The sequence below is a fragment of the Microcoleus sp. B3-A4 genome (genome assembly GCF_036705385.1).
Classification (GTDB): domain Bacteria; phylum Cyanobacteriota; class Cyanobacteriia; order Cyanobacteriales; family Microcoleaceae; genus Microcoleus.
In genome coordinates this window covers 1-26,808 of the sequence record NZ_JAUBUI010000009.1, presented here as the reverse complement: position 1 = coordinate 26,808, position 26,808 = coordinate 1, and the positions used below count along the sequence as shown (strand labels likewise).

Below are 26,808 nucleotides of genomic sequence, written 5' to 3'. Positions count from 1 at the left end.
AACTTGTCAAAGTGGTGGTAATTGTGGCTAACCTATATATATAACTTCAGGTAGATGTGCCGATGAGTTGGTTAGGAAGAGAATTAGAAAATTGCGAGATAGAAGAGTCTGCAACTCTTGATAGTAAGGTCACAGTTCAAGGACGGAAAACAGGTTATCCCCGCCCTCAACTGCGCCGGAGCAACTGGATTTGTCTCAATGGTCAGTGGAGATTTGCTTATGATGACGCGGGACGCTGCGTGCAGCCGATCGATATTTCTGAGTGGACTCACACTATAGAAGTGCCATTTGCTCCAGAATCGGCAAAAAGTGGGATCGGGGACACAAATTTTCACGCCAACTGCTGGTACGAGCGCGAATTTGACATACCCCATACAGAAGGAAGAACTCTCCTCCACTTTGGGGCCGTAGACTACCGCGCCCGCGTCTGGGTGAACGGTCAGTTTGTCATGGAACACGAAGGCGGACACACTCCTTTCAGCGCAGACATTACAGCACTTGTGAACCCCAACGGGCCGCAGCGGGTGACAGTCTGGGCCCACGACGACCCGCAAGATTTGGAGCAACCGCGCGGCAAACAAGACTGGCAAATAGAGCCACACAATATTTGGTATCCGCGCACGACCGGCATTTGGCAGACAGTCTGGGTAGAATTGGTGCCTCACACTTATATCGAGCGCATCCGCTGGACTCCCCAGTTTGAACGTTGGGAAATCGGTTTTGAAGCGTTTGTCGCGGGCGATCGCCAGTCGGGAATCCAGGTTAAAGTTAAACTGTCCATCGGCTGTATGCTGCTGGTCAACGACACCTACGAAGTCATCAACGGCGAAATCCACCGCCGCATCGCCCTCTCCGACCCTGGTATCGACGACTACCGCAACGAATTGCTGTGGAGTCCCGAAAAACCGACGCTAATTAACGCTCAAGTGCAGTTGTGGGCCGACGGCAAACTGCTCGACGAAGTTAAATCTTATACCGCCATGAGGACGGTCAGCATCCAGCGCGATCGCTTCATGCTAAACGGCCGCCCCTACTATTTGCGACTGGTGCTCGACCAAGGTTACTGGCCCGAAACCATGATGACCGCCCCCTCCGACGAAGCTTTGCGCCACGATGTCGAATTAGTCAAAGCAATGGGTTTCAACGGCGTCCGCAAGCACCAAAAAATCGAAGACCCCCGCTTTTTGTACTGGGCTGACGTGCTGGGGCTCTTAGTTTGGGAAGAAATGCCCAGCGCCTACCGCTTCACTCCCAAAGCCGTTCAACGGCTGACGCGGGAGTGGACGGAAGTCATCGACCGCGACTCCAGCCACCCCTGTATCGTAGTCTGGGTGCCGTTTAACGAATCTTGGGGAGTTCCGAATTTAGTCGAAGCAGCAGCCCACCGCAACTACGTGCAAGCGCTGTATTTCTTGACAAAAACCCTCGATCCGACTCGCCCCGTCATCGGTAACGACGGCTGGGAAAGCATCGATACCGACATCCTGGCGATTCACGACTACGACAACAACCCGCACACCCTAGCCAAGCGTTACGGGCCCGAAGTCCAGCTAGCGGATTTGTTCGATCGCGGGCGTCCGGGAGGGCGCATCCTCACCCTCGACGGCCACCCGCACCAAGGACAGCCGATGATGCTGACAGAATTCGGCGGCATCGCCTGCGCTGGCCGCGAAAACCCCGATTTTTACAGAGTTTGGGGCTATGTACGCGCGTCGGACACCCAGGAACTGCAAAGGCGTTACACTGCGCTGCTGAAGGTGGTAAACCAAGTGGAAATGTTCAGTGGATTTTGTTACACGCAGTTGACCGATACTTACCAAGAAGCTAACGGTTTGCTGTATGCCGATCGCACTCCCAAGTTCCCCCTAGAGGCGATCGCGGAGGCAACTCTCGGCGGGAATAGGGCCGAAGACAGTTCACTGCCGCAAGGTATTACTCAATGCTAATTGGTGATTGGTCAAGGAAAAAGTGAAAATCTGAGATTTTTTTCTGATTTCATTTTGAGTTTTTGCCGATCGATATACTTCTTACAAAAATACCGTTTGTAGTAAGGACTTTAGTTTTTTATGATTGAAATCTAAGGAATTTAGTCCTGACTACAAACCTGAATGCCCCATTACCCATCCGATTGATGTTTCAAAGTTTTTTCATGGGCGGATTTGAATGTTCCACCCAGAGATTGCGATCGGGAAAACGCCTCGATGTCACAGCCGCCACCGGTCACGATAAATTTGCAGCAGCCGACTAACAACGCTTGCAAGATCAAGGCATTTACACAGTCGGCATTATTGGGGTGAATTATTACGATCGCAATCAGTGGATTCACAATGAAGAGCCGATGAAATACACCGATCCGCTGTACCGCCCGTTTGGTGAAATGCTGCAAGAAGTGTTTGAGCGCTACCGTCGCCCCTTATTCATAGCAGAAACAGGCACTGAAGACGATTTTAGACCTGTCTGGTTTAATTATGTGTGCACTGAGGTAATGGCGGCGATGAAAGCAGGAGTTCCGATAGAGGGAATCTGCTTGTATCCGATTGTTAACCATCCGGGTTGGGACGACGACAGGCACTGTTACAATGGTCTGTGGGATTATTGCAATGAATCAGGCGATCTGGAAATTTACCAGCCTTTGGCGGATGAATTGCGGTTTCAAAGGCAGCAGATTGAACCGTTGCTGAAGTTGCGAGATTGATGATTGCCATATAATAATGAAACCCAACAACAGTTGAGGTTGGGTTTCACTAAGTTCCACCCAACCTACTACAGGAATTTCGAGCCATCGAGCGGACACGATCTAAGAGCCCTTCTCACAATTTTGTATGTAATCTATCCCACATCTTCGTTTTGAACTTGTTCACTTTGACTGGCTTTGGCTTCCAACTCAGCCATTTTTTCCTTCCTTAGTTCATGTAAAGTCCTCTTAGTCGAACTAAGCACTGCCCATTCATAAATATTTATAGAAGACCACCCTGTAACTTTCTTTCCCCAACTATTATAGGAGATTTCTTCCCCCTTAAATCTGACCAATGTAGGATCAATCATTATAGCTTCAGAGCTTTCAAAATCTTTAATTTCAATGCTATCCCCAGCTTTGATTAATTCCCACTCAAACAGCTTGTCCATTCGAGGTAGCCAAGTTCTATTAAAGGCAGAAGCAGTTGATATAATGTCTCCCTCGATCGGAGAACCTACCCCGGCTAAACTGACGTAAAAATCATCCAGTTGTGCCGGAGGCAAAATTTTGTCAATACTCAAAAAACCTTGCTCTCCTATAAAAACAGGAGTAATATTAAGACAGAGAACATCTACTCCATTTGAAATCAACCAAGCAACGGCAGAAAGGGTTTGCTCATCAAAGGATGAGGCTATAAGTATTATTCGTTGTTTTTTATTAAAGGTTTTGAGTGCGTCATTGCTTGACAAGAATTTATTCAACTCTCGTCTCGCTTTTTCACTAGGAGTCAAATCACCTAATTCATACTCATCTTTGTGTATCTCGATATACGAGCTATAGACCAACTCTACAAGGGATTCAGGTGTCGAAATTTTGGCATAACTCGCGGCATACCTGATAGCTTGAAATTCAAAAGGTTCTTTTCTGGCTTTGATGTCTTGTACGTCGCGTTTAATCTCGATTAGAACAATATTGCCATCTGCATCAATGGCAGTTAAGTCGCTAATCCCGTTACTTGCATTACGAACTTGTTGACCAACAACTAGGAGAGTTTCGTTATCTCCAAAGAGCAAATTAATGTTTTTGCGTAAGAACTCTTCAATATGTCTTTCCTGTAAGTTTAAGTCTTTAAAGTTTCTGACTTTTATTTCTATTGCTTCGTTCCTTTGGATGCCGCCGTCGAAAGTAACAGGTATGTACATCGCACTCCCCTTTGCTGCTATTGGCTGTCTAAGTGTTCAACTATATTGAGCCTATGTATCCGCTCAATAATCCGGGGTAAATCGCTCAACGATGCACCAGGAACCAAACTAAATAAAGCCGGGCCGGTTTTTGCGGTTGCTGCAGGCTGTCACGGGTCTTCTGGGCAAAAACCAGGTTTCTGGCTACCTGTGCGTAAGTCCTAATAGCAATAAGGGCGGGCAAAATGCCCACCCCACATACTAGATATCACTTTGATATCAGACTTAAATTTTCAATACCCCCAGGGGAATTCGAATCCCCGTCGCATCCGTGAAAGGGATGTGTCCTAGGCCTCTAGACGATGGGGGCGCGTCGTTGCGTTTGCTTGTGTTCCGCACCTTTATTACCTTAACTAATCTTTCCCAATCTGTCAACTACTTTGCGAAACTTTTTTTTCTACTCGTCCGAAAGCTCGTCACAGTAGGCTTTGAGGATGGCGGCGCAATTGCCGATCGCCCCGAGATGAGCAATTTCAAAGCCGTGGGTGTTCTGGGTGGGGAAAGCCAAACAAGCGGCGCGGGCTACGTGGCCGAACTTCATGGCGATCGAAGCATCGCTCCCAAAACCGCTAATTACCGCCAACTGCACCTCTACATCGGCTGCTGTGGCTGCTGCGCGCAATTGGGCGTTTAATCCTTCATCGTAGACTCCGTAGCCGTCCTGAACCAGCAAAACCGGGTTTTCGCTGTCACGAATCGGGTATTCCGGTGCTAGAGGGCAAATTTCCAAAGCGATCAGCGCGTCCAACGGCTGGCGCTGCGTGAAATACAAAGCTCCGATCGCCCCAACCTCCTCCTTCGCCGACGCTACCAAATAAACATTCACCGCAGGCTCTTTCAAACATTCCGCCAGAGCCAGCAAAATCGCCACTGAAGCCTTGTTGTCCAGAGTGTAGCTCGCCATCCAATCCTTCAACCGCAGCGGGCGCTTGCGGTGCTTTCCCACCACCATCCGCGTGCCCGGTCGAATTCCGGCCTCGGCTAATTCCTGGGCGGTACACTTAGTTTCGATCCAGGCATTTTCCCACTTTAAACTAACATCTTCCTGCTGAGCTTTCTGAGGAGATTCGTGAGAAACATGGCGGGAACCGAAGCTGAGAATGCCACTAATTGTTTGCTTGTCTCCGAGCAAATCCACCACGCCTTCGCCGTAAACCCAAGGAAACGAGCCACCCAATCTGCGGACTTCCACGCGGCCACTCTCGCCTATTGTTTTAACTAGGGCGCCAATTTCGTCTTTGTGGGCGGTAATGGCGATCGACTTTTCGGGATTGCGACCCTTAATTAGGGCGATCGCATTGTCCGCGCGATCGACCCAAGCATTCACTCCCAGGGCGGCGAATTTTTCCATCAACCGCTGGTTAATTTCCGATTCCGCACCGCTGGGTGAGTGCAGCATTACTAATTCTTCGATTGTTTGGAACAGGCGATCGTACTCTAACATTTTTGATTTTCGTTTTTAGGTGCGAATTTTGACATATTAAAGCACATTTACCCACTCTTTCCCGGCGGTACACTTAGTTTTAATTCAGGCATTTTCCCACTTGAAAGAAACATCTTCCTGCTGAGCTTTTTGAGGAGCGTAGGAATGAAGCAATTGGAGGCAGCAAAGGGCGATTGAGTAACAAGATTCATGCGATCGCGTGGATGCGTTGGGCAATCCGTTGGGGTTTCACCTCACCCCGAACAAGCTGGTGACGCGATCGGGAGGCGACCAACAGCAGCCGTTACTGATGGCGGATACACTGCTGGCTAACAAGGGCTATGATCCAGATCAGCGTGTGATTGACCGTCTCAATGCCGAGGGGAAGACCACCGTGATTTCACCTCGCCGCAATTGCAAGACCCTGGAAACTTACGATGCCCAATTGTACAGAGCCCCTCATTTGATTGAGAACTTTTTCCCAAGCTCAAGCAGTATCAGGCAATCGCGACGCGCTATCACCCTAGGGCGCTGAACTTTCCGGCGTGCGATTCTTCTGGCTGCTGCGGTCATCGGGTTGAATTGATGACACCCCCTAAATTAACTTGACAGTGCCGTAAACTAATATGCCTGACCTCTTGAGCACCTTCTTTTCTAATAATTTCATTCCTCACGGGCATTGTTACCTCTGGAAACCGGGGTTAGTCTGGCTGCACTTAACGTCAGATGCCTTGACTACCCTCGCTTATTTCTCTGTGGCGGTTGCCATTGTTTACTTTACGAATGAGCGTAAGGATCTGCCTGCCCACACGGTGATACTCCTGGTGGGTTTCTTTTTTATCTTTGCCTTATGTGGCACGACGCACCTGATGGGAATAGTGACACTTTGGCACCCCATTTATTGGGTTTCAGGACTGATCAAAGCTGTCACTGGTGCTTGGTCTTTGTATACCTTCACCTTTTTACTGATTCCCTTAATTCCAGTGGCACTCGATACGCCCAGTCCAGCTCAACTTGCCCTTACAAACCAGGAACTAGAAAATAGTCGCCGCCGTATCGAGGCGATTAATGTGGAGCTAGAGCAACGGGTGCAGGAACGCACTTCCCAACTCGAAGCGTCTAATCGCACCAAAGACGAATTATTGAGGCGTGAACAAATAATTCGGGCAGAGGCAGAGGCCGCTAACCGTGCCAAGGATGAGTTTCTCTCGATTCTTTCTCATGAACTCAGAACTCCTCTCAACGCGATCTTAGGGTGGTCAACGATGTTACGGCAAAAAAACCTGAGTGAGGATAAGGTGGCGCGGGCTTTGGAGACGATCGAGCGAAATGCGAAGTCTCAAGCCCAGCTCATCGAAGACATCCTCGATATTTCTCGCATCATCACAGGTAAACTGCGTCTCCGAGTCCGTCCTGTCAACCTCGTGCCGGTGATTGAATCGGCGATTGAGTCTGTACAATTGGCGGCTGAGGCAAAGTCAATTCGCCTGCAAAGCGTACTCGATTCTGAAGCGGGTCCGCTCTTGGGTGATGCCGATAGGTTGCAGCAAGTTGTGTGGAATCTACTTTCTAACGCCGTCAAATTTACGCCTAAAGACGGGCGAGTCCAGATTAGTTTGCAGCGGGTTAATTCCCATGTTGAAATTACTGTCAGCGACACTGGAGCAGGCATCAGCTCTGACTTTCTACCGTTTGTCTTCGATCGCTTCAGCCAGCACGACAGCACGACCACTCGCAGTTATGGGGGGTTGGGTTTAGGGTTAGCCATTGTGCGTCAATTAGTTGAATTACATGGCGGGACTGTAACGGTAGTGAGTCCAGGAATAGGACAGGGGACGACCTTTACAGTCAAACTGCCCGTGACGATTATCCATCTACCACCCAGCGCTCCAGAGCCATTAAACTCGCTCGTCGAGGCGAATGGGAGGTTTCAGGGCTCGCCGACCCTTGAAGGCTTACAAATCTTAGTGGTAGAGGACGAGGCTGACGCGCTAGAGTTGCTGAGCACGATTCTGGACAAGTATGGTGCTGATGTCATGGCTGTGGCTTCGGTCAAGGAGGCGTTGACCATTATCGAAACCGCAAGCGATCGCAGGCTCGATGTTTTAGTGAGCGATATTGGGATGCCGGATGAGGATGGCTACTCCCTGATCCGCAAGTTGCGTCAAGTTGAAGCGCAGCGGGGCGGTAGGCTACCCGCGATCGCGCTGACGGCTTATGCCCGGAATGACGATCGTCAGCAGGCACTATTAGCAGGTTTTCAGATGCATTTGACCAAACCCGTAGATGCTGCCGAGTTAGTGGCGGTGGTGGCCAGCCTCACCGGACGTACAAGCAGGTGCTAAAACCCACGTGTTCAAGAACAAATGTTGCGTTTGAGAATAATGGGCTTCTTGTCAGTTTGGGGTGAAGGCTAGCGGTTGTGGCAAATCAAGCTTGTGAGTGTCGTCAGCAGGACAAACGTCTGTTAACTTGATTCAGGTAACACGTCTACTGTATCCAGGATAGGTGGTTATCAGAAAATTGGGTTTAAAACCCCGTCCTTCTAGGACGGCTTTAATTGCTCCTTAATATATTGTTTTAAAATTTCAATAGGTGCACCACCTACTGACGAAGCAAAATAGCTGGGACTCCAGAGAGCGTCTTTACCGTAGGGTTTAGGGTAGCCAGCCTGTCCGTATCGCCTACTCGATACTCCTTTTAAAGCATTGACAATACTAGATATTGAAAGCTTAGGCGGATACTCAATTAGCACATGAATATGGTCGGCTTCACCATTGAATTCCAGCACTTGAAAATTCATTTTCTCAGCAACCTCTCGAAATGACTTTTCAATCAAATCAATACTTTCGCCAGTGAATACAGACCGACGATACTTTGTAACGCAGACCAAGTGAATCTTAAGTTCTGTAACACTGTGCCGTTCTCTTCTGAAAGTGGTTGACATTGCTTGTAGGCCAATATATAGTTTAAGTACAGACCAATAGTAACATACTCAATGAAAGCCAGATATCAATACAGATTCTATCCAACAGACCAACAGCAGCAGAGTTTAGCTCAGTTGTTTGGTTGTGTTCGGGTAGTCTGGAATGATAGCCTTGCTCTCTGTAAGCAGTCTGAAAATTACCCGGGTTTTAATAAGCTTTCTGCTTTGTTAACTCAAACCAAGAAAGCTGATAAACGCCAATGGCTAAAAAATGTTTCGTCTGTCCCTTTGCAACAGTCTCTCAGACAGTTGGACATGGCCTATAGAAACTTTTTCAATTCTTGTAAGGGGAAACGAAAAGGTAAAAAGTTAGGTTTACCCAAATTCAAAAAGAGGACAAATTCGCAGTCTGCTGAGTTCACAAAAGCAGCATTTTCTCTCAGGGGTGAATCTGTATACTTGGGGAAAATTGGAAGAGTCAAACCAATTTGGTCTAGAGAATTACCTTCAGCGCCTAGTTCTGTCACAGTAATCAAGGACTGTGCCGAACGCTATTTCTTGAGTTTTGTCGTAGAAGTTCAACCAATTCAATCAGAGGCTAAAAACCAAAGTATCGGAATTGACTTAGGGATTAAAAGTTTTGCAGTGATGAGCAATGGTGAAAAAGCTGAAAGTCCTACCTATAAGAAGTTAGACCGGAAAGTTCGTAAACTACAACGTAAGTTAGCTCGTCAACCAAAGGATTCTCAAAGAAGAAACTTGACTCGAATCAAGATTGCTAAGCTTCACCATCGCATTGCCGATACCCGTAAAGATTTCCTGCACAAACTATCAACCAAAATAGTCAACGAAAACCAAGTGATTGTTTTGGAAGATTTGAACGTGTCAGGAATGGTAAAGAATCGGAAACTTTCAAGAGCGATTAGCCAGCAAGGATGGAGAGAATTTAGGACTCTTTGTGAAGCCAAGTCTGAAAAGTTTGGCAGAGAGTTTCAAGTAATTAGTAGATGGGAACCTACTAGCCAAATCTGCTCAGATTGTGGCTTCAGATGGGGTAAAATCGATTTGTCTATTCGCTCAGTGCTTTGTTTGAATTGTGGCACTGAGCAAGATAGAGACGAAAATGCTGCTAAAAATATAGAAAAAGTCGGGATAGGGAATTGCCACGACTCTAAATGGACGCAGAGGGATTGTAAGACTACCTCGGTAGCAGAACCCAATGAAGCGTCAAGAATCACTGCGGCTTTAGCCCGGTGAGTATTTCAACGAGTAGAGCCTGCATGAGTGCTAGATTCTCTAGGATGCCAATTTCATCTTTGTGAGCGGTAATGGCGATCGACTTTTGGGGATTGCGGTCGGGAATTAGGGCGATCGCATTGTTCGCACGATCGACGAGCCAAGCATTCACTCCCGCGCCGGCGAATTTTTCCATCAACCGCCGGTTAATTTCCGACTCCGCAGCCCTAGGAAAGTGGAGCATTACTAACTCTTCAATTGTTGGGAGCCGCCCAGCGAACTCTAACATTTTTCAATTCCGTGTTTTGAAGCGCATTTTGACATATATTAAATCATATTTACTCTCAATTTACTCTTCTTATGAACAAAAAAATAACTTTCTGTAATGATATCTAGCGCTTTCTCAACAAACTCGTAATCAGCCGGACTGGTTGACTAAAAATCTCGCCTTCAGGTTGAATTCGCAGACTTCAACTGGATTTACAAGCCGTGGAAAACCTGAATTATTACCTAGAGGCTTTTCCATCATCTAAGGTTATTTTAAAATTACAACATATCTCAATCTCTCCCTATGCTTGTCCATAAATTTCAGCAACTACTGCAGCGTCAAATTCGAGCCAAAAAATTAGGGATTAAATTTAACAGAGTTGCTAGCTTTCAATTGCCCGAACAATTAATTGTGCAAGGAAAACTGCATCGAATAAACGTGCCTTCAGAGAAAGGCATGGACGGAGAATTTATAGAAGTGCTTTTAGACGACTGCTACGGAGTCGAGCAATTATCTGAATCGCTGATGACAATTATTGATATTGGAGCCAATGTTGGCTTATTTCCGATTGCTGCGAGGAACAGGTTTCCCCAGGCCGTAATTCACGCCTACGAACCTAATCCCTACCTAAAAAATTACCTCAAACATCAATCTCAAATCGCAAATTTTACATATTTTATGGAAGCAGTAGGAGACCGAGATGGTAAAGTAGTCCTCGACATTCGGGAAGTTTCGGGAAAAACCAGATCGACAGTTAGCGAAAGCGGCGAAATACCAATGGTATCATTTCGCAGGGCGATCGAGCGAATTGGTGGTAGCGTCGATTTAGCCAAAGTAGACTGCGAAGGTGCAGAATGGCTGTTATTTGAAGATCGAGATACTTGGCAACTTGTGCAAAACCTTTCTTTAGAATATCACTTGTGGTCTGGTCACACTCACGCGGAAACCCGACAAATTATTGAAAACTTAGGATTTCGGGTCAGAAAGCAAATACCAATAGATAAATGGTACGGCTTGATTTTAGCATCCCGAACCTGCAACCCTCAAGGATATAGCAGATGTTAAAGAAGGAAGCTCGGCAACGGATTCGCTTTTTTCTGATGTGATGGATGTCAGAAAGAAGGTTAATTCTTCTGGAGTTGTGGTGATAAGTCAAACTAATCAGAAAAGCCAGCTAATAACCGGGTACGAAAATTGTCGAAGTTAGCAAAGCCCTAAGCTGTTGTGCATTTAAATATGGTTTCATTAAAAATGAATTTAGTCAATCAGTAAAAAAATGCCAGCCAATCATTATCTCAACGAGACGAGCCAACATAAAAACTACAGAAAGCCTTACAAGAAGAAAAAGGAGATATTAGAGAAAAAATCTGATTTTATGATTGCTTAATGACGGAAAAAATCAAGCTAAAATTGCTAAATTTTTGGGTGGCTCCGTAAATAAGGTGTCTCATTGGTGTATTCAGGGATCTCCAGACCATCTAGAAACTCCAGCCAGATGCGAGAATGAATGGAAGTCATAGAAAAGCCACAGATAAATAGATAAAAATTTTACGCTCAATTATAGACCAAAAATCTCACAATTTAGGATGCGAATTTGAAAGATAAACAGCACAAAGATTAGCAAGATCTTTATAAAAGACTACCGATATAAAATTAAGTGAAGCGCCAGTTCGGAGGAGGGTAAAAAAAAAAATACGTTGACATTGGGAAAAGGTATATATTAAAAAATAAAAAAATCCTACCAAACGGCAGCCTTTAAACACAATACCTCCAAATATCTAGCTACCCTAAAAAATTAACTTCAGAACGATTAGATATTGAATTGGTGTGACCTTCAACAAAAGGATATATTGCTAATCGACGGTTTACATCAATTGAAGAACTAGAGTATTTATTACATCGCCTCTTAAATGAAGGAGAGTTTATTATTTAATGGGGACGAAAAAGCCCAAACAAGGGTAATTATTGTAGCACGGTTTAAATGCACAACAGCTTATCCAACCCATCCTTCTATTTGGGTGGATTTCTCCTTGGTTATCAATATTTGCTTATCCTAATTTATTGCTTGGGTTCAACGATTTAATTGATACAATAAATCAATTCCCACCCTTTTATTCTTCTGTTCGATCTGGCTTATTTCTTACTTCTTTAATCCGGAAAGTGACAGAAGAGGGAGAGCGGGGTTTGGATCGCGGGCTTACAGTGGCATTTTTTTGGCGGAGTGGTATAACTACTCGGAATCAACAAATATTGCAATTCGTCAAGCGCTAGTGGGAGAGGGTAAATTAGTATTGGGTATAGAAAAATCTACAGGAAGTATCGAAGTCCCTGCCCCATTCGCCTTGCCAGCAGGATCGGGCTGGTAAAGTTGGATACGATCGCGCCCAAGTCGTTTAGCTTGATAGAGCGCTTGGTCGGCTGCGGCAATCAGAATTTCGGCTCCCGATTCAGATGCAGGAACAATACTCGCTACGCCCAGACTGAGAGTGACGTACGGGCTCACTTGAGAACCAGCGTGAGGAAGCTGCAAAGCTGCGATTTTAAGCTGTATGTGTTCGGCTACCATCACGGCGCCTTGAATCGCGGTATTTGGCAAAATAACGGCAAATTCTTCGCCTCCGTAGCGAGCGACTAAATCGGCGGGGCGACTGACTGCATTGCCGATCGCCGCAGCGACTTGCCGCAAACATTCGTCTCCCCCTGGGTGCCCGTAGGTATCGTTGTAACTTTTAAAAGAATCAATATCGCAGAGAATCAGGGACAGAGGCGTTTGTTCCCGGGCTTGTCTGCGCCACTCCATTTCTAAATACTGATCGAATCGGCGGCGGTTTGCTAGCTGCGTGAGTTCGTCTAAAGTTGCCAAGCGCTCTAGCTTGAGGTTGGCCGCTTGCAACTGCTGGTAGAGTTCTGCTTGCTTGATGGCGATCGCCAACTGCGTGGCCAGAGAAGACAGCAACTCTACTTCCAACTGCATCCACTGCCGGGGACTGCACTGGTGGGCCATCAGCAGCCCCCACAAATCGTCTCCTTGCACTAAAGGCACTACCAAATAAGCTCTCACCGCGAATTGTGCGAGCAAGTCAATTTGATATTGCGGCAAATCGGCGGCCAAAACATCAGCGATCGGCCGGATCGCCCGATGTTGGTACGCTTCGATATAGAACTCGTCAAAACAGAAATTTTCCAGGGTTTCCCCCAACATCGGCGGGCAGTTGGGAGCTACAGATTCCACTGTCACCGCCCCCGTCGCCGGGCCGGCGCAGAGACTGGCGGTACAGGGGTTGAAGCGGACGATCATCACTCGATCGGCCTGAAGGAAGTGACGCACTTCTGTCACTGTCGTGCTGAGCACTTCGCCCAAATCCAGAGACTGGCGGATGTGCTGAGTAATCGTCGCCATCAGCAGTTCTCGTTCGTTCTGCTGTCGCAGCGCCTCTTCTGCCCGCTTGTACTCGGTGATATCTTGAGCGGTGCCGAAAATTTGTTTGGGGCAGCCGTCGGCTGTGCGGGCGAAAACTTGGTCGCGGCAGCGAAACCAGCGCCATTCGCCCGATCGATGTTTGAGCCGATACTCCAATTCCAAAATATGCCCGTCTTGGGTCGAAGGAAATTTTTGCTGGTGGGCTTTGAGCCTGGGCAAATCTTCTGGGTACACCAAACTGGAGTACAAAGCAGTTTGCATCTGTAAAATTTCTTGGGGAGTATAACCCAGCAATTTAGAAGCTTGACCGTTGACGTAGACGTTTCGCTGTTCGGTCAAATCGTAGATGTACAGCAAATAAGGCGCCGCGTCAGCAATCTGCTGGATGAAATGCTGGCTCGATCGCAATTCTTCCTCCACCCGCTGACGCACTTGCACTTCTTCCAAAGCTTGATCCCGCATTGTGCGGTAAGCTTGGATGCGGTGGGTGAGGTCGGTCACGTCTTGAATCACCAGCAGCGCGTAAAACGATGGGGAATTGACCCCGGGCCATATTGATGACGAAGCTGAGGGTGCAGATTCCCTAGACAAAAAAGCACTTCTTGGTGATCCGACTCCGACAGTACCGTCTGATTCCAACTCAAGAGTACGGAGAACCCAGTCTCTAATTTCCTGTTCTTCTATGCCAGCCTCTTGGGCCGGCACAGCAGTCACAGTAGTTTGCTGAATTCGCTGCTGGCCGTCTTGCCAAGTTGCCGGAATCAGGTGTTTGTGAATTTGAGAAGAAAAAATTGTTGGCGGGCCTCCTGCAAAGATTTGCTTGAAGCGAGTGGCATACTTTAACTGACTCAGGTGAGGAAAATGGGTTGTGATCTTTGTTCCCAATATTTGGCTGCGGGGAATTTTAGTCCACTCTTCCAGACAAGTGTTCCAAAACAGCACCACAAAATCATCTTGCAGCAAGCAGGCACCGACTGGTACGCTGTCGAGAACCCCAAACTTTTCCTTAATACTTTTGCTCTCCTCAATCATAGACCCCCGGCAAGTTGATTGATAGCAGTCAACAAGGTGTCAAAGGAATTAACATTGAAAATAAGAATGATATCTCCTTCAATGTGAAGCCTTTCAATCATGAAACTGGTCTGGGCTAATAAAACAACTGTATCAGTAGCTAAACCGCCAGATACCAGCAAATTAGCAATCGTCCCTTCGCTATAAGTGGGAATTGAGTAGTTCAGGCGCTGCTGAAGTACGTTGCTGATTGCACCCATGACCCCATTAATTACAATATTTCCCACTTCACTCAGCGTACCAATTTTGACTGAATCGAGATCGTGAGTTCCAACTTCTTCCCCTGTAAGCATTGTCACCAGCAGGGCAGCGCTGTTGGTGGGAAAGACTAGCTGGGCAATGCCTCCAAAGGAGCCTGTGAATTTGAGCTGGACAGCGGCGATTTGCTCGCCGTTGAGGTGTTGCTCTAACTCTTCTTCCACGTCGATGGGAGTCAGGATTTGAAGGTAGGGGATTTGCAAGCGAATCGGGGAGTCGATCATGTCGTTCAAAACCCCTGCGGCTTGACCGATCCCGATGTTGACGAGTTCCTGCAAAGCATCGAGCTGTCGAGTGCTTAATTTCATTGGGTGCTTTCCTCGCTGACACTGAGAGCTTTTTTGATCCACCCGATTAGTTCGTCTGAGTTGGGCATTTTGTGAATAACTGCCATGGCTCCGAGTTCCATGCACTCGGAGCGGGTGCTTGCTTGGATGTCTGCGGTAATTACGATCACTGGAATTTTATATCCTCGATCGCGCATGGCTTGCAGGACTTCCCGACCTTCCATTTCTGGCATCAGCAGATCTAAGAGCATACAGTTTGGGGTTTTAGTGCCGAGCTGTTCTAGAGCTTCTGGGCCGCTGGATGCTTCCCAAGTCTCGTATCCTTCTGCTCGCAAGATTTTGCATATCACCCTGCGAGTCAACCACGAATCTTCGACAACGAGAATTGATGTCACTATGTTCTCCTCCTTCTATTGTTTAGGACTGACCGGCGTTGCAGGTACTGCTTTTATCTTGACAGTAATTTAAAGTGCTGGGACGGTGTGCGATCGAGCTTCACTTGGAATTCCTGTTCTTAAAAACTAACGCATTAATGTGTTGGATAGTTTAGTATCTTGGACTATGTGAAGAAAAAACCCGGTTTCTGAATGAAACCAGGTTTGCGGGATCTCTATTGCTCCTAACATGGGCGCTCAATTATAGATTACCAAACGCTTCCGGAGCGACTCTACTCGCTGTTTGGCCGTGGTATTGTCTGGATCGCAGGCGAGAGCTTGTTCGTACATTTCCAAGGCTTGAGCTGTTAATTTCTTGCGCTCGTAGGCGTGACCCAGATTATTGAGAGATGTAACGTATCCTGGCTGTAACTTCAGGGCTTCTTTGTAGTGGCGGATTGCGATGTCGTACTGTTCTTGGCCAAAGTGTGCAAAACCGAGGGCGTTGTAAATGACAGCTTGATTTTCTTCGCCTTCTAAGTCTTTGGATTTCAGGGCTTTTTGAAACAGTACGATCGCCTGGGAGTAAAGCTTCTTATCTAGATAGATACTTCCTAATTCGTAGTATTCCTGTGCTGTTCCTTTTTCTACTGTCAGCTTATTTTCTAAGCGTTCTAGAGACATTTCCAGCTTCCGAGTTTTAAGAATCTGGCGCACCACAAACCAGGAAGTGCTGCCGAGTATAGCGAGCAGGACTGACAGGTAAACAATGAGCAAATTACTATCCATGTTTTTCTTAAAATTAGGTAGGTCTGTGGAAGGTCTTATTTATTTTAAGGCGTTAGCAATCTCTAACATTTGCCTTTGCAACTGTATAAAAAACAAGGAAATAGCGATCGACAGGCCCGATCGCGATTTCTAAAAAAGCAACAGTCCAGAAGTAAGAACAAAGAAGGAAAGTTGCTCTCAACCTCCTAAATTCATCAGGAGTTTTCCTTCTCTGGCAGACAGTTAAATCTTTCTTACTTCTGCTTTGTGCCTTCTGAAAATCAACCTAACTTTCAGGCTCCGGCTCGATTAGCCATTTCCACGACTTTACCGAATGTTGCGGGGTCAATAATCGCCATTTGTGCCAGCATTTTGCGGTTAATTTCGATGTTGGCTTTTTTCATGTTGCCGATCAGTCTGCTGTAGCTCGTTCCGTGCTGGCGCGATGCAGCATTGATCCGAGCAATCCACAGGCGGCGGAAATCGCGCTTGCGTTTTTTGCGATCGCGATAACCGTTACGCAGGGCTTGCATCACCCGTTGGTTAGCTGTGCGGAACTGTTTCGACTGTGCGCCTCGGAAACCCTTGGCTAATTTGAGAATTTTTTTGCGGCGCGCTCTGGCGACATTACCGCGTTTTACCCGTGTCATCTTTAATTTCCGTTAAACTTTACAAGTATGGAAGCATTAACCGCACGTTAGCATCGTTGGTTTCGTCGATGACGACCAGCTTAGATAGACGGCTTTTGCGAGCTGAACTTTTGTGCTGTAGCAAGTGGCTTTTGTAAGCTTTACGGCGCACAATTTTACCGCTGCCGGTCGCTCTAAAGCGCTTTGCGGCTGCTTTGCGAGTTTTGAGTTTTGGCATGAACTGGTGTTATTTGGACACAAGCTTATACCGTATCACGTTTGTGCTACTTTCTGCAAGGGAGATTTGCGGGTTGGGGGTGGCGCTGCATTTGCTGCGATATACAGGATGGGCGATCTGGTAATCTTACGGTTGTTTGCGGGAGTTGACACCTGGTATAAAATGTTATATCGCAGTTCCACTATAATTAAGGGTTATACCTCTGCGTTATCAGCAGGGTTAATATTTGAAAGCTGCTGGTGAGCCACGATAATTAAATTGAAGATGCAACTTGCAAAAGTCTGGGCGCAATGGCTGCTGTGCGTCTCTAATTCTCTTAATATTTATGAATCTGTATGAACAAATAAAATTTATGAAACAGGGATGCAGCACTCACATCTCCCAAAATCTAGTGCGAGCTGAGGGGAAAAATTTATGTACAATTAGTAGAGACTTTTTGGCAATTTTTAAAGCTAATATTCCTCAATTTTGGAACTTTATTGAGTTGATAATTATCGAGTCCAGCTATCAGATTAAATCTTGATCAGAACCGACGGTGGCGATTTGTATATCGACTCGATAAAATCCTAAAAACTTTTAGTTTCCCTTGATTATGGTAACTTAGGGTAACACTATCGTACTACATTGACAGCACTTTTAGCCCGGGCGATCGTTGAAGCTATAGTTGCTATGCACGCTTGTGATAACTCGCGATCGCGCCCACCTACTTTTGCAAGAGGTCTACTGAACAGGCGCGTGTTGCTAGCGAGAAATCCGACGTAGTGAACGCCGCGCCAGGGTAGGGGCCGAAATACCCAGGGCTGGCTAGGCTCTGCGTGCGACTGAGTACAAGCAAAGCACCCGATCGCTCCACTGACTCAACCTATTAACTAACAATGCAGCCGCTCAAAGACCGAACCCCGCAGAAAAAAAGAAGAAAAAACAGAGCATGAAAAACTGCTGACGTAAACCCCCGATCCACATTTATTCCCGCTTGCATTATCAAAAAATGTGGGAGTAACTGAATTAATCGGATATAGTCATCTCCTTTTGTCTGCGAGCAGCTAAGGCGAATTCAAAGCCTGCCTTGAGTTGGTCAGCCTGGTTCGAGGCATGGGACGCTTCTCCTGCTTGCCTTGCTTTTAGTTGTAATGGTGCGGCGATCGCAATCCGTTCCTCTTCATAGTGCGTAAGAGCTTTAGCAACACAAGCAGTATCCTGCAAGTTCAGCCCCTTGAGTGCTTTTGTTAAAGCAACAGCATCCTCAAATGCCATAGTAGACCCTAATCCTAAGGACGGTCGCATCGGGTGAGCGGCATCCCCTAACAAGGTGATTCTCTCTCTATCCCCCCATTGGGATACTGGTTCCCGATCGAACACGCCAGTTTCCACAATGGTGGTAGGGTCAGTTGCTCGAATAACCCTTTCAACAAAGGGAGTCCATTGGTCAAAAACTTGGAGAACCATAGCTAAAACATCGGTACTCTTCTCTGAAGTCGGATGGAGTGCAGTCCCTGTCCAAGCCAGTGCCTCGGCTCCTGCATCCATAATCCAAAAATTTTTCTGGTCTCCGACTACCAGTTGAAAACCAGCCCCTTCTGCAAAGGGTTCAGCGAGGGGGGCGAGGATTTGACGGGGCAAGATTCCTCGCCAAGTCATGGTTCCAGTGTAGAGAGGGTCACCATCTCCCACGGTAAGACCGCGAACCACGGAGTGATAACCATCGGCACCAATTAACAGTTGTGCGCCAACATCGGCCTGATTCTCAAAGTGCAAACGTAAGGCAGCCTCGGACGGATCGGCGACCTTCGTGAAGTTGACAAACTTATGGTTGAGGTGAAGGGATACAGTAGGTGGGAGTGTGTTGTGCAATGAGCTTTGTAGGTTATACCACGCTAGCCAAGTGAAGGGAGTACCCGCCAAGGGCGATTCATCAGAAAACAGAACCTCGCCATTGGGTCTCATCAGCAGTTGTCGCTGTGGGTTGGCAGAAGCGGCACGAACTTGGGTAGCGAGATCGGCATTGATGAGGGCCAATGCCTTATACCCCGCTTCTCCCAACCCTAGGGCAGCGCCGATAGGACGTAAAGCTCTAGCTCGTTCAAACACACCTACCGAAAAACCTAAATTGGCTAGCCCATGGGCTGCACATAGTGCGCCTGGCCCTGCACCAATAATGGCGATATCGAAAGTTGGGGTTTCACTCATTTTTAGATACGGTTAAAAGCAGCAGCGACGAAAGCGATTGCCTTGAACACTAGCGAAGCTAATCGCGATTCGTGTGAGATAATTTAGGTTCTGCTTGATAATATACACTCACGCACTAATTCATAAAAGAGATTTCTTGCAAAAGTAGGCGGGCGCGATCGCGACCTATAACATCAGGGTGAACGATCCTACAAGCCAGACAGCGAGACAACATTCCGCGAAATGATGAAGCCGTCGCACATGAATCAAGATGAGTTTCAAGAATGGCTCTACGGCTACAAGCCTTGGTAAACCTTGGAATATGTGCTGATTAAAAATGCTGACATCATGCCGCGATCGGCACTCGAACATAATAAATCAAGGAGGTATTTAAGCGGGATTTAGTATTAAACTCTCAATACAGGCCTTTCGGGATTTTCAGGATTGGGAATTAGACGCTGATTTTTGCAATCTACTAGCAAATCTAAAGTTTCTAACACAGTTTGACCGATTAGCACCATATCGCCTAAAACCATTGCCGCCTCAATCGTTTCGCGCCCTTCTCTTTCAATGATAATAGGCCCAGTCAACCCCACTGTTTCTTGTCTGCCATCAGCATATTTTGCTATTTCCTGACTCCTAATTCTTAAACCCAGGTGTTCGCAGACTTCTACAGGAATAGCTGTGCGTACTGCACCAGTATCTATGAGTGCTTCTGCTTCGTACACGCGCAACTGATTTGGATTGAGCAATCCTCTCTTGACTAACTCTTCATCAAGGGCATTCGTTAGCTTGACTTTGACTCGAACTGCACCCTTATTTTTGCTGGCTTGACTTAGAGCGCGATCGAGATTTATGATATCGCCTCTTTTCGTCTATAAAGTCTACCTTTGATTCTAGCCACAATTTAGGGTAATAAGGTTCGCAGTGCCAACCCTACAAGTAGAGTTTGTACGTAAGTCTTACAGCGTATTCCATGTTGAGGAAGTGCAGTAGGGACAAAGGCTTTCGCCGCGTCCCTACGGGGATCTATCACTCTTGTGGGGTGGGCATCCTGGCCGCCCTAAACATACAAGTTAAATCACAACAGCTTACTCATCTTCTGCATAGATAAACCGATACAATTCGCTAGGATCTGGCTCAGGGCTTTTCTCAGCAAAATCGACGGCATCATCAATTACTGCTTGAATTTTATTATCGATCTCTTTCAATTCTTCAGCAGTTGCCAAAGTTCGATCGATCAAATCAGCAGCCAACTTCTTAATCGGATCGCGGGGGAACCAATATTCCTTCTCTTCCTTAGAACGCAACTCATCAGGATCGGCCAAAGAATGGCCGCGAAAGCGATAAGTCAAAGCCTCGATCAAAGTCGGCCCCTCGCCGGCTCGCGCCCGCGCTACAGCTTCTTTCGCCACTTCCCGCACCGCCAAAACATCCATCCCGTCAACCTCAAAACCAGCCATGCCAAAAGCATGAGCTTTCTTGTAAATCAGCGGGTCAGAAGTAGCTCGCTCGTGGGCCATCCCGATCGCCCATTTGTTGTTTTCCACAACATAAATAATCGGCAACTTCCACAAAGCCGCCATATTCAAACATTCAAAAAACTGCCCGTTATTTGCAGCGCCATCGCCAAAAAAACAAGCAGTTACGCCATCGGAAGTCTCATCCCCCAAAGCTTCGCGGCGGTACTTCGATTGAAAAGCCGCCCCCGTAGCTACAGGAATCCCCTCAGCCACAAAAGCATAACCTCCCAACAGTCGGTGTTCGGCCGAAAACATGTGCATCGAACCGCCGCGGCCCTTCGAGCAACCAGTTTCCTTCCCGAACAACTCGGCCATTACCTCCCGCGCCGGGACGCCCGCGCTCAAAGCGTGAACGTGATCGCGGTAGGTGCTGCTGACGTAATCAGTGTCATCCCGGCGCATCGCTCGAATCACGCCAGTAGAGACAGCTTCCTGACCGTTGTACAAGTGGACAAAACCAAACATTTTGCCCCGGTAGTACATCTCAGCACACTTGTCCTCAAAATAGCGCCCCAAGACCATATCCTCGTAGAGCATCAAGCCCTCATCCCGAGAAATGTTTACGCTTTGCGCGTCAAAAACTGGTAAAGTCCGTTCCTGAACCATAAATAATTAATACCCGACGATCGGCTTCCTAGACATCTAAATTTAAACCGAGATGGGACACAACCGCAGCAGAAAAAGATCGAACCTTTTCTGTGCAACAGTTCACCAATTGTTAAAATGAGTTTGGCAGGCGGGGCGGATGGTCAGGAGTCCGAGAACCAAGTCCCATCTAAACCCGATGCCAACGAATGATATAATTCCATTACTCTCAAACCCGAAAATGCTCAAGAGTCAAACAACTCATTTAGCTGACGGGCAGTGGGGCAAGGCATTTTCCTCACTGTAAAACGCTGTAGAGGGAAAAAAGTCAGAGTATCTCTACGACAAGTCCAAGATACCGTGAATTGGGCGGTTGGAAGCCAACACCAAAATTTTTGATTTGGTTTGCGGGAGTATGTCACTTAAGATAGGCTAATTCAGTTGCTAGCGCTTTGGGGAAGTGGACGAGTGTTAATTCCACTAGATTACTACCGGATTTTGGGTCTACCGATTCAAGCTACTGCCGAACAGTTGCAGCAGGCTCACCGCGATCGAACTTTACAGCTTCCGCGCAGGGAGTATTCTGAAGTTGCGATCGTCGCCCGCAAACAACTGCTCGATGAAGCCTGCGCCGTTCTGTCAGACTCAGAGGGGCGCAAAGCTTACGATGCCAGTTTTTTAGCCAAAACTTACGATCGAGAGTCGGAAGCCGCACAGGAAGCCAAGCTCCAGAGGTCAAAAGCCTCAGCAGGCACGGCCACCTTCCTGCAAGACGCAGGAGAAACTGCTCCGCCAGAGTCCAAGGCCTTAGAGGCTGCTCCCGACCCCCACACTCCAAGTATTGAAATCGATGACAACCAATTCGTAGGAGCCCTGCTCATACTGCAAGAACTGGGGGAATACGAACTCGTACAGAAGCTGGGTCGCCCGTATCTTAACAATGGCAGCATCGCGATCGCAGAAGGTCGTTTCGGCGACCCCCAGCTCGTGAGACCAGATATAGTTTTAACTGTCAGCCTTGCCTGTCTAGAACTCGGCCGCGAACAGTGGCAGCAAGGTCAGTACGAAAATGCCGCAAAATCATTAGAAGCAGGTCAAGAATTGCTGCTGCGCGAAAGCCTATTTGCAAGCGTGAGGGGTGAAATGCAAGCCGACATATACAAACTCCGTCCGTACAACATTTTAGAGCTATTATCACTCCCCGAAGAAAAAGTTGACGAGCGTCGCAAGGGACTGCAAATCCTGCGAGAAATGCTTCAAGAACGAGGCGGTATCGACGGTTCGGGAGACGATCGATCTGGTTTAGGAATAGAAGACTTCCTCCGGTTCGTGCAGCAAATGCGTAAACACCTAACCAGCAGCGAGCAGCAGGCGCTATTTGAAGCCGAAGCCGGCCGCCCCTCCGCAGTCGCCACTTACCTCTCGGTCTACACCCTGTTAGCCCAAGGATTTGCCGCAAGACAGCCATCGATGATCCGTCGCGCCAAGCTGATGCTGATGCAGCTCGGTCGCCGCCAAGACGTTCACCTGGAAAAAGCCGTCTGTTCCCTGCTGCTGGGCCAGACAGAAGAAGCCAGCAGAGCCCTCGAACTCAGTTCGGAAAAAGAACCCCTGGCCTTCATTCGCGAACATTCCCAAGATTCACCCGACTTGTTGCCCGGACTGTGCTTGTACGCCGAACACTGGCTACAAGAAGAAGTGTTTCCCCACTTCCGCGACTTGGCCAACGAGTCAGTGTCCTTGAAAGACTACTTTGCCGACCCGAAAGTACAAGCTTACCTAGAAGCTTTGCCGCAGGACGCAGAAACCGCCAACGAATGGGTCGTCGTGCAGCCCCGCTCAGGCAAGCTCCCAGGGCGACTGCAACCGACAGCAGGCCGATCGCCCGCTGCCCTACCCGCACAGCCACCGACAGCCAAGCAGGGAGCCAGTACCGTCACCTTGACCGCCGTACCGGGCGAGGCTTCCACGGCAGCCTCGGGCGCTAAATCCCAGGCAACTGTGGCCGCGCCGAGCGCTGCTGCTGCGGCCGTCTCTATCCCGATAGCTACAGTGCCACACCCTGCAGACTCGACTTCCAAACAACGCAGACGCCAACATTCAGGGCGCAGCGGAGCAAGCGGCGGGCTAAAGGGCGATTTGGTCGATCGGGCGCGCACCAAGGCAGCAGAACTTACCGCCCAAGTCAAGTCCATGCCTCCAAACAGGCTGGCTTTGTTTCTAGTCGCAGGTGTCCTGAGCCTGTTACTCCTGTGGTTAATACTCAGTCTGTTGGCTAGCGCCATGCAAGCCCTATCTGGCCCCCTCCGAGGAGAGCAAGCCCTTGTCCGCCTGGAAGAACCGCCCCTAGAAATCCCTGCCTTGGCCGCGGCCCCAGAGCCGAGCGCGGCAGGCGCAGTGTCGGGAGAAATCACTGAGGAATCAGCCGGACAAATAGTTCAAAGCTGGCTGTCGGCGAAAGCAGCGGCTTTGGGCCCGAATCACGCAGTCGAAGAATTAAAGCAAGTTCTGACAGAACCGGCTTTGTCTCGCTGGCAATTGATGGCAGAAGCTCAACAGCGAAACAACGCGCACCAGCGTTACGTACACAAGCTGCAAGTTAATGGAGTTAAGACGAATCCGACTAATCCCGATCGCGCTCAAGTAGAAGCCCAAGTAGGGGAAAAAGCCGAAGTGTTCGATCGATCTCAGCTCGTTTCTTCCCGCAACGAAAACCTGCGGGTGCGCTACGACTTGATCCGCCAAGAGGGACAGTGGCGGATTATGGATTGGCAAGTGATTAAGTAAGGAATTGGTAATTAGTAATTGGTAATTGGTAATTTCTGGTGGCTAATTACTAATTACCCATTTCTGATTATTAGGTGAATTTTTAATTCCAAAAGCGGGAGTTTTGAATTGCAGATTATTGTTGAAGGCTGGCGTTTTATTTATCATTCCTATTGCGTAGCCAATCAATTTCAACTGCTGGAAATGCTCGATCGCCCGCGAAGCCAAATTGAGCTTTTCCACCGCGATATGCCCTACATTGACGCAGCTTGGGAGACGAAAATTAGTTTGTTCGATCGCCCAAATGAAACATTACTTCGCAGCATTAAGATCCCTGCAGTAAATCAGTCAGCCGATGTTACCCTGCGAATGTACTGCCCGTGGAACTTCTCGGCATCCAGCAGCAGCGCCGCAACTTGGGTATTTGCAGCCACAGAATGGGGGATTGTTACCAGTACACTATTAAAGGGGATGGGTGTTAAGTCGATCGCCCAAACCCCCGTTAACTCAGAAACGAAAATTATTACACCTTCAGCGTGGTCAAAAGCCGGCTTAATTCGCAGCGGTGTGGAGGCCGATCGCATTGCCGTCGTACCTTTGGGAGTCGAGCCTCAAATTTATTATCCTGCTGCGGGCGATCGGCGTCAATCACTGCGCCAAAGTTTCGGCTGGTCAAACTATTTTATATTTTTAAACATCGGAGGGCAAACTGATCGCAAAGGTATTCGCCCTTTATTAAAAGCCTTCGCTGCAGTAGTTGACAAATATCCAGATGCGAGATTAGTTTTAAAAGGTTCTGAACTGCTTTATCCGTCGAGAGACGAGATTGCGGAAGCCTGCCGAGTTGTGCTCAACGATGCGGAAAGAGCGAGGGTTTTACCAAGATTAATTTATACTGGTAGCCAACTATCTTTTGCTCAAATAGCAGAGTTTTACCAAGCAGCAGATGTTTATGTTTCTCCCTATTTGGCAGAAGGTTTTAATCTGCCGGTATTGGAAGCTGCAGCTTGCGGTTTGCCGGTTATTTGCACGGAGGGCGGCCCTACGGATGATTTTACGCGATCGGACTTTGCACTGCGGATTGAGAGTAAATTTACGGCTGTGGCGAGTGACGGGGAAACGTTATTTATCTTAGCTCCTGAGTGGGAACATTTGACTGATTTGATGGAAGGAGCGATCGAACAGCCTGGATTGGCTGCGAAAGCGAGGGTTGCGGGCCCGGCTTTTGTGGCTGAAAATTTTACTTGGAGGCGCGTAGTCGATCGATTGCTTGAGGTTATGGGAGGAGATAAAAAGAGAGAGGAGAAGTCTATTTTTGAGCCAATAATTTTGTAGTTTGGGCGTTTCAAGCCCTAGATGGGGAAATAGCGGTATCCTGACCGAGCCGTAACAGTTTCGAGTCATAGTTGGGAAATGGATTTTCCAACAGGCTAAATTGTTGCCACAATAAAATGAATACTACCGAGAAACAAAGGACATGACCCAAGAAGAAGCCCTACGACGAATTGAGCGACTTATCAATAAAAAAGTGACGGGACTGAATTTGTCGGGGCTGGATTTGAAAGAATTGCCACCGGAAATTTTTAAGTATACGCATCTGACACACCTTTTACTCGATACGAACCAGATTACCTTTATCCCAGATGCTATGTCGCAACTGTCGAATCTGAAATTGCTTGACCTTAGTAATAATCAGATTACTTCCATCCCAGAAGCGCTCGGACAACTGTCAAATCTGACACGGCTTAACTTCAGTAGGAATCAGATTAGCTCCATCCCAGAGGCGTTCGGGCAACTATCAAATCTGACAAGCCTTGACCTCAGTTATAATAAGATTACCTCCATCCCAGAAGCGCTAGGGCAACTGTCAAATCTGACACGGCTTGACCTCAGTGACAATGAGATTACTTCCATTCCAGAGACGCTCGGACAACTGTCAAATCTGACACGGCTTGGACTTAATAGCAATAAGATTACCTCCATCCCAGAGGCACTCGGGCAACTGTCGAATCTGAGGTGGCTTGAACTCAATAGCAATGAGATTACCTCCATCCCAGAGGCACTCGGGCAACTGTCGAATCTGACAGGACTTTGCCTCGATAGCAATCAAATTACCTCCATTCCAGAGGCGCTTGGGCAACTGTTAAATCTGAAAGGTCTTTACCTCAGTAGCAATGATATTACTTCTATTCCAGAGGCGATCGGGCAACTGTCGAATTTGGATTTGCTTGGCCTCAATAACAATAAGATTACCTACATTCCAGAGGCGCTTGGGCAACTGCCGAATCTGACAGGGCTTTGCCTCAATAACAATAAAATTACCTCTATCCCAGAGGCGCTCAAACAACTGTCAAATCTGGCATGGCTTGATGTCCATAACAATAAGATTACCTCCATCCCAGAAGCGCTTCGTGATTGGTTTGAAAACATCGGAGAAGTGATTTATGATTGGGTTGAAGAGTGATTTCACGTCAAACTCTTGCCCTGTATGGTTTTACCTGGTTTGACTATAATGTTTGTAGTTTAATGCTTATAGTTAAGTCTGCTGTGTTAACCTTTGAAACTACACTCTTATATCCAACAATGTAGCTTTTGTATCAAAGCTAGATTGTTGGGTCTGAGTTGGTTGTCAAGATGCCTATTGCATCGTTGTCTCAAGATGAGACCCCACTTCTAAAAGCTAGAGAGTCAAATAAAAACCAAAAATATTCTGAATTTCGTGAAAATAAATACTACGGAGAAACAAAGGGCATGACGCGAGACGAAGCAGCCCGACGAATTGACCAAGCAGCCGAGAAAAAATTGACGGAACTGGATTTGTCGGGGTTGGAGCTGGAAGAATTGCCACCAGAAATTGCCAAGTGTACGCATCTGATATCATGTCCGGGTGCTTACCCATAATTAAGCAGCAACTGGAACTTGAGGCCACCAGTGAAAGTTTGTTAAACCCC

At 47.6% G+C, this 26,808-nt stretch carries 24 protein-coding genes and 1 tRNA gene; 11 read left to right on the top strand and 14 right to left on the bottom strand.

Going from position 1 to position 26,808, the window contains the following annotated elements:
* Window positions 1-62: 62 nt before the first annotated feature.
* Together QUB33_RS06855 and QUB33_RS06850 are read left to right on the top strand one after the other, a co-directional pair.
* Window positions 63-1,946, top strand: a complete 1,884-nt coding sequence (locus QUB33_RS06855) for a glycoside hydrolase family 2 TIM barrel-domain containing protein (protein WP_333348837.1) — start codon at window positions 63-65, stop codon at window positions 1,944-1,946.
* A gap of 308 nt (window positions 1,947-2,254) precedes the next feature.
* A complete protein-coding gene (locus tag QUB33_RS06850) occupies window positions 2,255-2,695 on the top strand; it encodes a hypothetical protein (RefSeq protein ID WP_333348836.1) in 441 nt (146 codons plus the stop codon).
* Window positions 2,696-2,829: 134 nt separating this feature from the next.
* Here QUB33_RS06850 and QUB33_RS06845 read toward each other — a convergent pair whose 3' ends face one another.
* The 3 genes from QUB33_RS06845 to QUB33_RS06835 all read right to left on the bottom strand — a co-directional run bounded on the left by QUB33_RS06845 (window position 2,830) and on the right by QUB33_RS06835 (window position 5,362).
* On the bottom strand, window positions 2,830-3,879 hold the full coding sequence (locus tag QUB33_RS06845) for a hypothetical protein (RefSeq protein WP_333348834.1): 1,050 nt from the start codon (window positions 3,877-3,879) through the stop codon (window positions 2,830-2,832).
* A gap of 276 nt (window positions 3,880-4,155) precedes the next feature.
* Window positions 4,156-4,228: transfer RNA gene (locus QUB33_RS06840), tRNA-Glu, on the bottom strand.
* Between the two features lie 87 nt (window positions 4,229-4,315).
* Window positions 4,316-5,362: a M42 family peptidase gene (locus QUB33_RS06835; protein ID WP_333348832.1), complete on the bottom strand. Its 1,047-nt coding sequence runs from the start codon at window positions 5,360-5,362 to the stop codon at window positions 4,316-4,318.
* Window positions 5,363-5,551: 189 nt separating this feature from the next.
* Here QUB33_RS06835 and QUB33_RS06830 point away from each other — a divergent pair, with 189 nt between their 5' ends.
* On the top strand, window positions 5,552-5,674 hold the full coding sequence (locus QUB33_RS06830) for a hypothetical protein (RefSeq protein WP_333348830.1): 123 nt from the start codon (window positions 5,552-5,554) through the stop codon (window positions 5,672-5,674).
* A 293-nt stretch (window positions 5,675-5,967) separates the two neighbouring features.
* Window positions 5,968-7,686: an ATP-binding protein gene (locus QUB33_RS06825; protein ID WP_333348828.1), complete on the top strand. Its 1,719-nt coding sequence runs from the start codon at window positions 5,968-5,970 to the stop codon at window positions 7,684-7,686.
* 200 nt (window positions 7,687-7,886) lie between these two features.
* On the opposite strand, the gene tnpA is transcribed toward QUB33_RS06825, so the two are convergent.
* Entirely contained in the window at window positions 7,887-8,288 is a 402-nt protein-coding gene (gene tnpA / locus QUB33_RS06820; protein ID WP_333348826.1) for an IS200/IS605 family transposase, read from the bottom strand.
* A gap of 51 nt (window positions 8,289-8,339) precedes the next feature.
* Between tnpA and QUB33_RS06815 the strand changes: the two genes are divergently transcribed.
* A complete protein-coding gene (locus QUB33_RS06815) occupies window positions 8,340-9,524 on the top strand; it encodes a transposase (protein WP_333348824.1) in 1,185 nt (394 codons plus the stop codon).
* On the opposite strand, the gene QUB33_RS06810 is transcribed toward QUB33_RS06815, so the two are convergent.
* Window positions 9,502-9,792 (bottom strand): hypothetical protein, encoded by a 291-nt coding sequence (locus tag QUB33_RS06810; RefSeq protein WP_333348822.1) that lies wholly within the window; start codon window positions 9,790-9,792, stop codon window positions 9,502-9,504. The two genes, QUB33_RS06815 and QUB33_RS06810, sit on opposite strands and share 23 nt — an antisense overlap.
* 282 nt (window positions 9,793-10,074) lie before the next feature.
* Between QUB33_RS06810 and QUB33_RS06805 the strand changes: the two genes are divergently transcribed.
* Window positions 10,075-10,836 (top strand): FkbM family methyltransferase, encoded by a 762-nt coding sequence (locus QUB33_RS06805; RefSeq protein WP_333348820.1) that lies wholly within the window; start codon window positions 10,075-10,077, stop codon window positions 10,834-10,836.
* Between the two features lie 1,195 nt (window positions 10,837-12,031).
* Here the strand turns inward: QUB33_RS06805 and QUB33_RS06795 are convergent.
* The 6 genes from QUB33_RS06795 to rpmI all read right to left on the bottom strand — a co-directional run bounded on the left by QUB33_RS06795 (window position 12,032) and on the right by rpmI (window position 16,817).
* A complete protein-coding gene (locus tag QUB33_RS06795) occupies window positions 12,032-14,224 on the bottom strand; it encodes a diguanylate cyclase domain-containing protein (protein ID WP_333348818.1) in 2,193 nt (730 codons plus the stop codon).
* Window positions 14,221-14,829, bottom strand: a complete 609-nt coding sequence (locus tag QUB33_RS06790; protein WP_333348815.1) for a chemotaxis protein CheC — start codon at window positions 14,827-14,829, stop codon at window positions 14,221-14,223. Before QUB33_RS06790 ends, QUB33_RS06795 begins: the two co-directional genes overlap by 4 nt.
* Window positions 14,826-15,203, bottom strand: a complete 378-nt coding sequence (locus QUB33_RS06785; RefSeq protein ID WP_190658171.1) for a response regulator — start codon at window positions 15,201-15,203, stop codon at window positions 14,826-14,828. The genes QUB33_RS06790 and QUB33_RS06785 overlap by 4 nt, the downstream gene beginning before the upstream one ends.
* 237 nt (window positions 15,204-15,440) lie before the next feature.
* Window positions 15,441-15,971: a tetratricopeptide repeat protein gene (locus QUB33_RS06780; protein ID WP_333348813.1), complete on the bottom strand. Its 531-nt coding sequence runs from the start codon at window positions 15,969-15,971 to the stop codon at window positions 15,441-15,443.
* A gap of 272 nt (window positions 15,972-16,243) precedes the next feature.
* The gene (gene rplT / locus QUB33_RS06775) at window positions 16,244-16,600 is read right to left on the bottom strand and encodes a 50S ribosomal protein L20 (RefSeq protein WP_006634165.1); all 357 of its coding nucleotides are present in this window, start codon (window positions 16,598-16,600) and stop codon (window positions 16,244-16,246) included.
* A gap of 19 nt (window positions 16,601-16,619) precedes the next feature.
* Window positions 16,620-16,817 carry a 50S ribosomal protein L35 gene (gene rpmI, locus QUB33_RS06770; protein ID WP_006634164.1) on the bottom strand — a complete coding sequence of 66 codons (198 nt, stop codon included), beginning with the start codon at window positions 16,815-16,817 and terminating at the stop codon, window positions 16,620-16,622.
* Between the two features lie 352 nt (window positions 16,818-17,169).
* Here rpmI and QUB33_RS06765 point away from each other — a divergent pair, with 352 nt between their 5' ends.
* On the top strand, window positions 17,170-17,340 hold the full coding sequence (locus QUB33_RS06765) for a hypothetical protein (protein WP_333348811.1): 171 nt from the start codon (window positions 17,170-17,172) through the stop codon (window positions 17,338-17,340).
* 482 nt (window positions 17,341-17,822) lie between these two features.
* Here the strand turns inward: QUB33_RS06765 and QUB33_RS06760 are convergent, their stop codons facing one another.
* From QUB33_RS06760 to pdhA, 3 genes are all read right to left on the bottom strand, one after another.
* Window positions 17,823-19,004, bottom strand: a complete 1,182-nt coding sequence (locus QUB33_RS06760; RefSeq protein WP_333348809.1) for an NAD(P)/FAD-dependent oxidoreductase — start codon at window positions 19,002-19,004, stop codon at window positions 17,823-17,825.
* 386 nt (window positions 19,005-19,390) lie between these two features.
* Window positions 19,391-19,735 (bottom strand): clan AA aspartic protease, encoded by a 345-nt coding sequence (locus tag QUB33_RS06755; protein ID WP_333348807.1) that lies wholly within the window; start codon window positions 19,733-19,735, stop codon window positions 19,391-19,393.
* 339 nt (window positions 19,736-20,074) lie between these two features.
* Window positions 20,075-21,112, bottom strand: coding sequence for a pyruvate dehydrogenase (acetyl-transferring) E1 component subunit alpha (pdhA, locus tag QUB33_RS06750; RefSeq protein ID WP_333348805.1), 1,038 nt, complete (start codon window positions 21,110-21,112; stop codon window positions 20,075-20,077).
* Window positions 21,113-21,559: 447 nt separating this feature from the next.
* Between pdhA and QUB33_RS06745 the strand changes: the two genes are divergently transcribed.
* The 4 genes from QUB33_RS06745 (at window position 21,560) to QUB33_RS06730 (ending at window position 26,758) form a co-directional block, all read left to right on the top strand.
* Window positions 21,560-23,878: an IMS domain-containing protein gene (locus QUB33_RS06745; protein ID WP_333348803.1), complete on the top strand. Its 2,319-nt coding sequence runs from the start codon at window positions 21,560-21,562 to the stop codon at window positions 23,876-23,878.
* Between the two features lie 108 nt (window positions 23,879-23,986).
* Entirely contained in the window at window positions 23,987-25,192 is a 1,206-nt protein-coding gene (locus QUB33_RS06740; protein ID WP_333348801.1) for a glycosyltransferase family 4 protein, read from the top strand.
* A gap of 142 nt (window positions 25,193-25,334) precedes the next feature.
* The gene (locus QUB33_RS06735; protein ID WP_333348799.1) at window positions 25,335-26,321 is read left to right on the top strand and encodes a leucine-rich repeat protein; all 987 of its coding nucleotides are present in this window, start codon (window positions 25,335-25,337) and stop codon (window positions 26,319-26,321) included.
* Window positions 26,322-26,491: 170 nt separating this feature from the next.
* A complete protein-coding gene (locus QUB33_RS06730; protein ID WP_333348797.1) occupies window positions 26,492-26,758 on the top strand; it encodes a hypothetical protein in 267 nt (88 codons plus the stop codon).
* The last annotated feature ends 50 nt before the right edge of the window (window positions 26,759-26,808 follow it).

Coding starts and splice junctions, on each gene's coding strand:
- QUB33_RS06760 (WP_333348809.1), bottom strand. CDS start 19,004: ATGAGTGAAACCCCAACTTTCGATATCGCCATTATTGGTGCAGGGCCA.
- QUB33_RS06815 (WP_333348824.1), top strand. CDS start 8,340: ATGAAAGCCAGATATCAATACAGATTCTATCCAACAGACCAACAGCAG.
- pdhA (WP_333348805.1), bottom strand. CDS start 21,112: ATGGTTCAGGAACGGACTTTACCAGTTTTTGACGCGCAAAGCGTAAAC.
- QUB33_RS06830 (WP_333348830.1), top strand. CDS start 5,552: ATGCGATCGCGTGGATGCGTTGGGCAATCCGTTGGGGTTTCACCTCAC.
- QUB33_RS06795 (WP_333348818.1), bottom strand. CDS start 14,224: ATGATTGAGGAGAGCAAAAGTATTAAGGAAAAGTTTGGGGTTCTCGAC.
- QUB33_RS06835 (WP_333348832.1), bottom strand. CDS start 5,362: ATGTTAGAGTACGATCGCCTGTTCCAAACAATCGAAGAATTAGTAATG.
- QUB33_RS06790 (WP_333348815.1), bottom strand. CDS start 14,829: ATGAAATTAAGCACTCGACAGCTCGATGCTTTGCAGGAACTCGTCAAC.
- QUB33_RS06810 (WP_333348822.1), bottom strand. CDS start 9,792: ATGTTAGAGTTCGCTGGGCGGCTCCCAACAATTGAAGAGTTAGTAATG.
- QUB33_RS06735 (WP_333348799.1), top strand. CDS start 25,335: ATGACCCAAGAAGAAGCCCTACGACGAATTGAGCGACTTATCAATAAA.
- tnpA (WP_333348826.1), bottom strand. CDS start 8,288: ATGTCAACCACTTTCAGAAGAGAACGGCACAGTGTTACAGAACTTAAG.
- QUB33_RS06855 (WP_333348837.1), top strand. CDS start 63: ATGAGTTGGTTAGGAAGAGAATTAGAAAATTGCGAGATAGAAGAGTCT.
- QUB33_RS06780 (WP_333348813.1), bottom strand. CDS start 15,971: ATGGATAGTAATTTGCTCATTGTTTACCTGTCAGTCCTGCTCGCTATA.
- rpmI (WP_006634164.1), bottom strand. CDS start 16,817: ATGCCAAAACTCAAAACTCGCAAAGCAGCCGCAAAGCGCTTTAGAGCG.
- QUB33_RS06805 (WP_333348820.1), top strand. CDS start 10,075: ATGCTTGTCCATAAATTTCAGCAACTACTGCAGCGTCAAATTCGAGCC.
- QUB33_RS06730 (WP_333348797.1), top strand. CDS start 26,492: ATGCCTATTGCATCGTTGTCTCAAGATGAGACCCCACTTCTAAAAGCT.
- QUB33_RS06765 (WP_333348811.1), top strand. CDS start 17,170: ATGAAACAGGGATGCAGCACTCACATCTCCCAAAATCTAGTGCGAGCT.
- rplT (WP_006634165.1), bottom strand. CDS start 16,600: ATGACACGGGTAAAACGCGGTAATGTCGCCAGAGCGCGCCGCAAAAAA.
- QUB33_RS06825 (WP_333348828.1), top strand. CDS start 5,968: ATGCCTGACCTCTTGAGCACCTTCTTTTCTAATAATTTCATTCCTCAC.
- QUB33_RS06845 (WP_333348834.1), bottom strand. CDS start 3,879: ATGTACATACCTGTTACTTTCGACGGCGGCATCCAAAGGAACGAAGCA.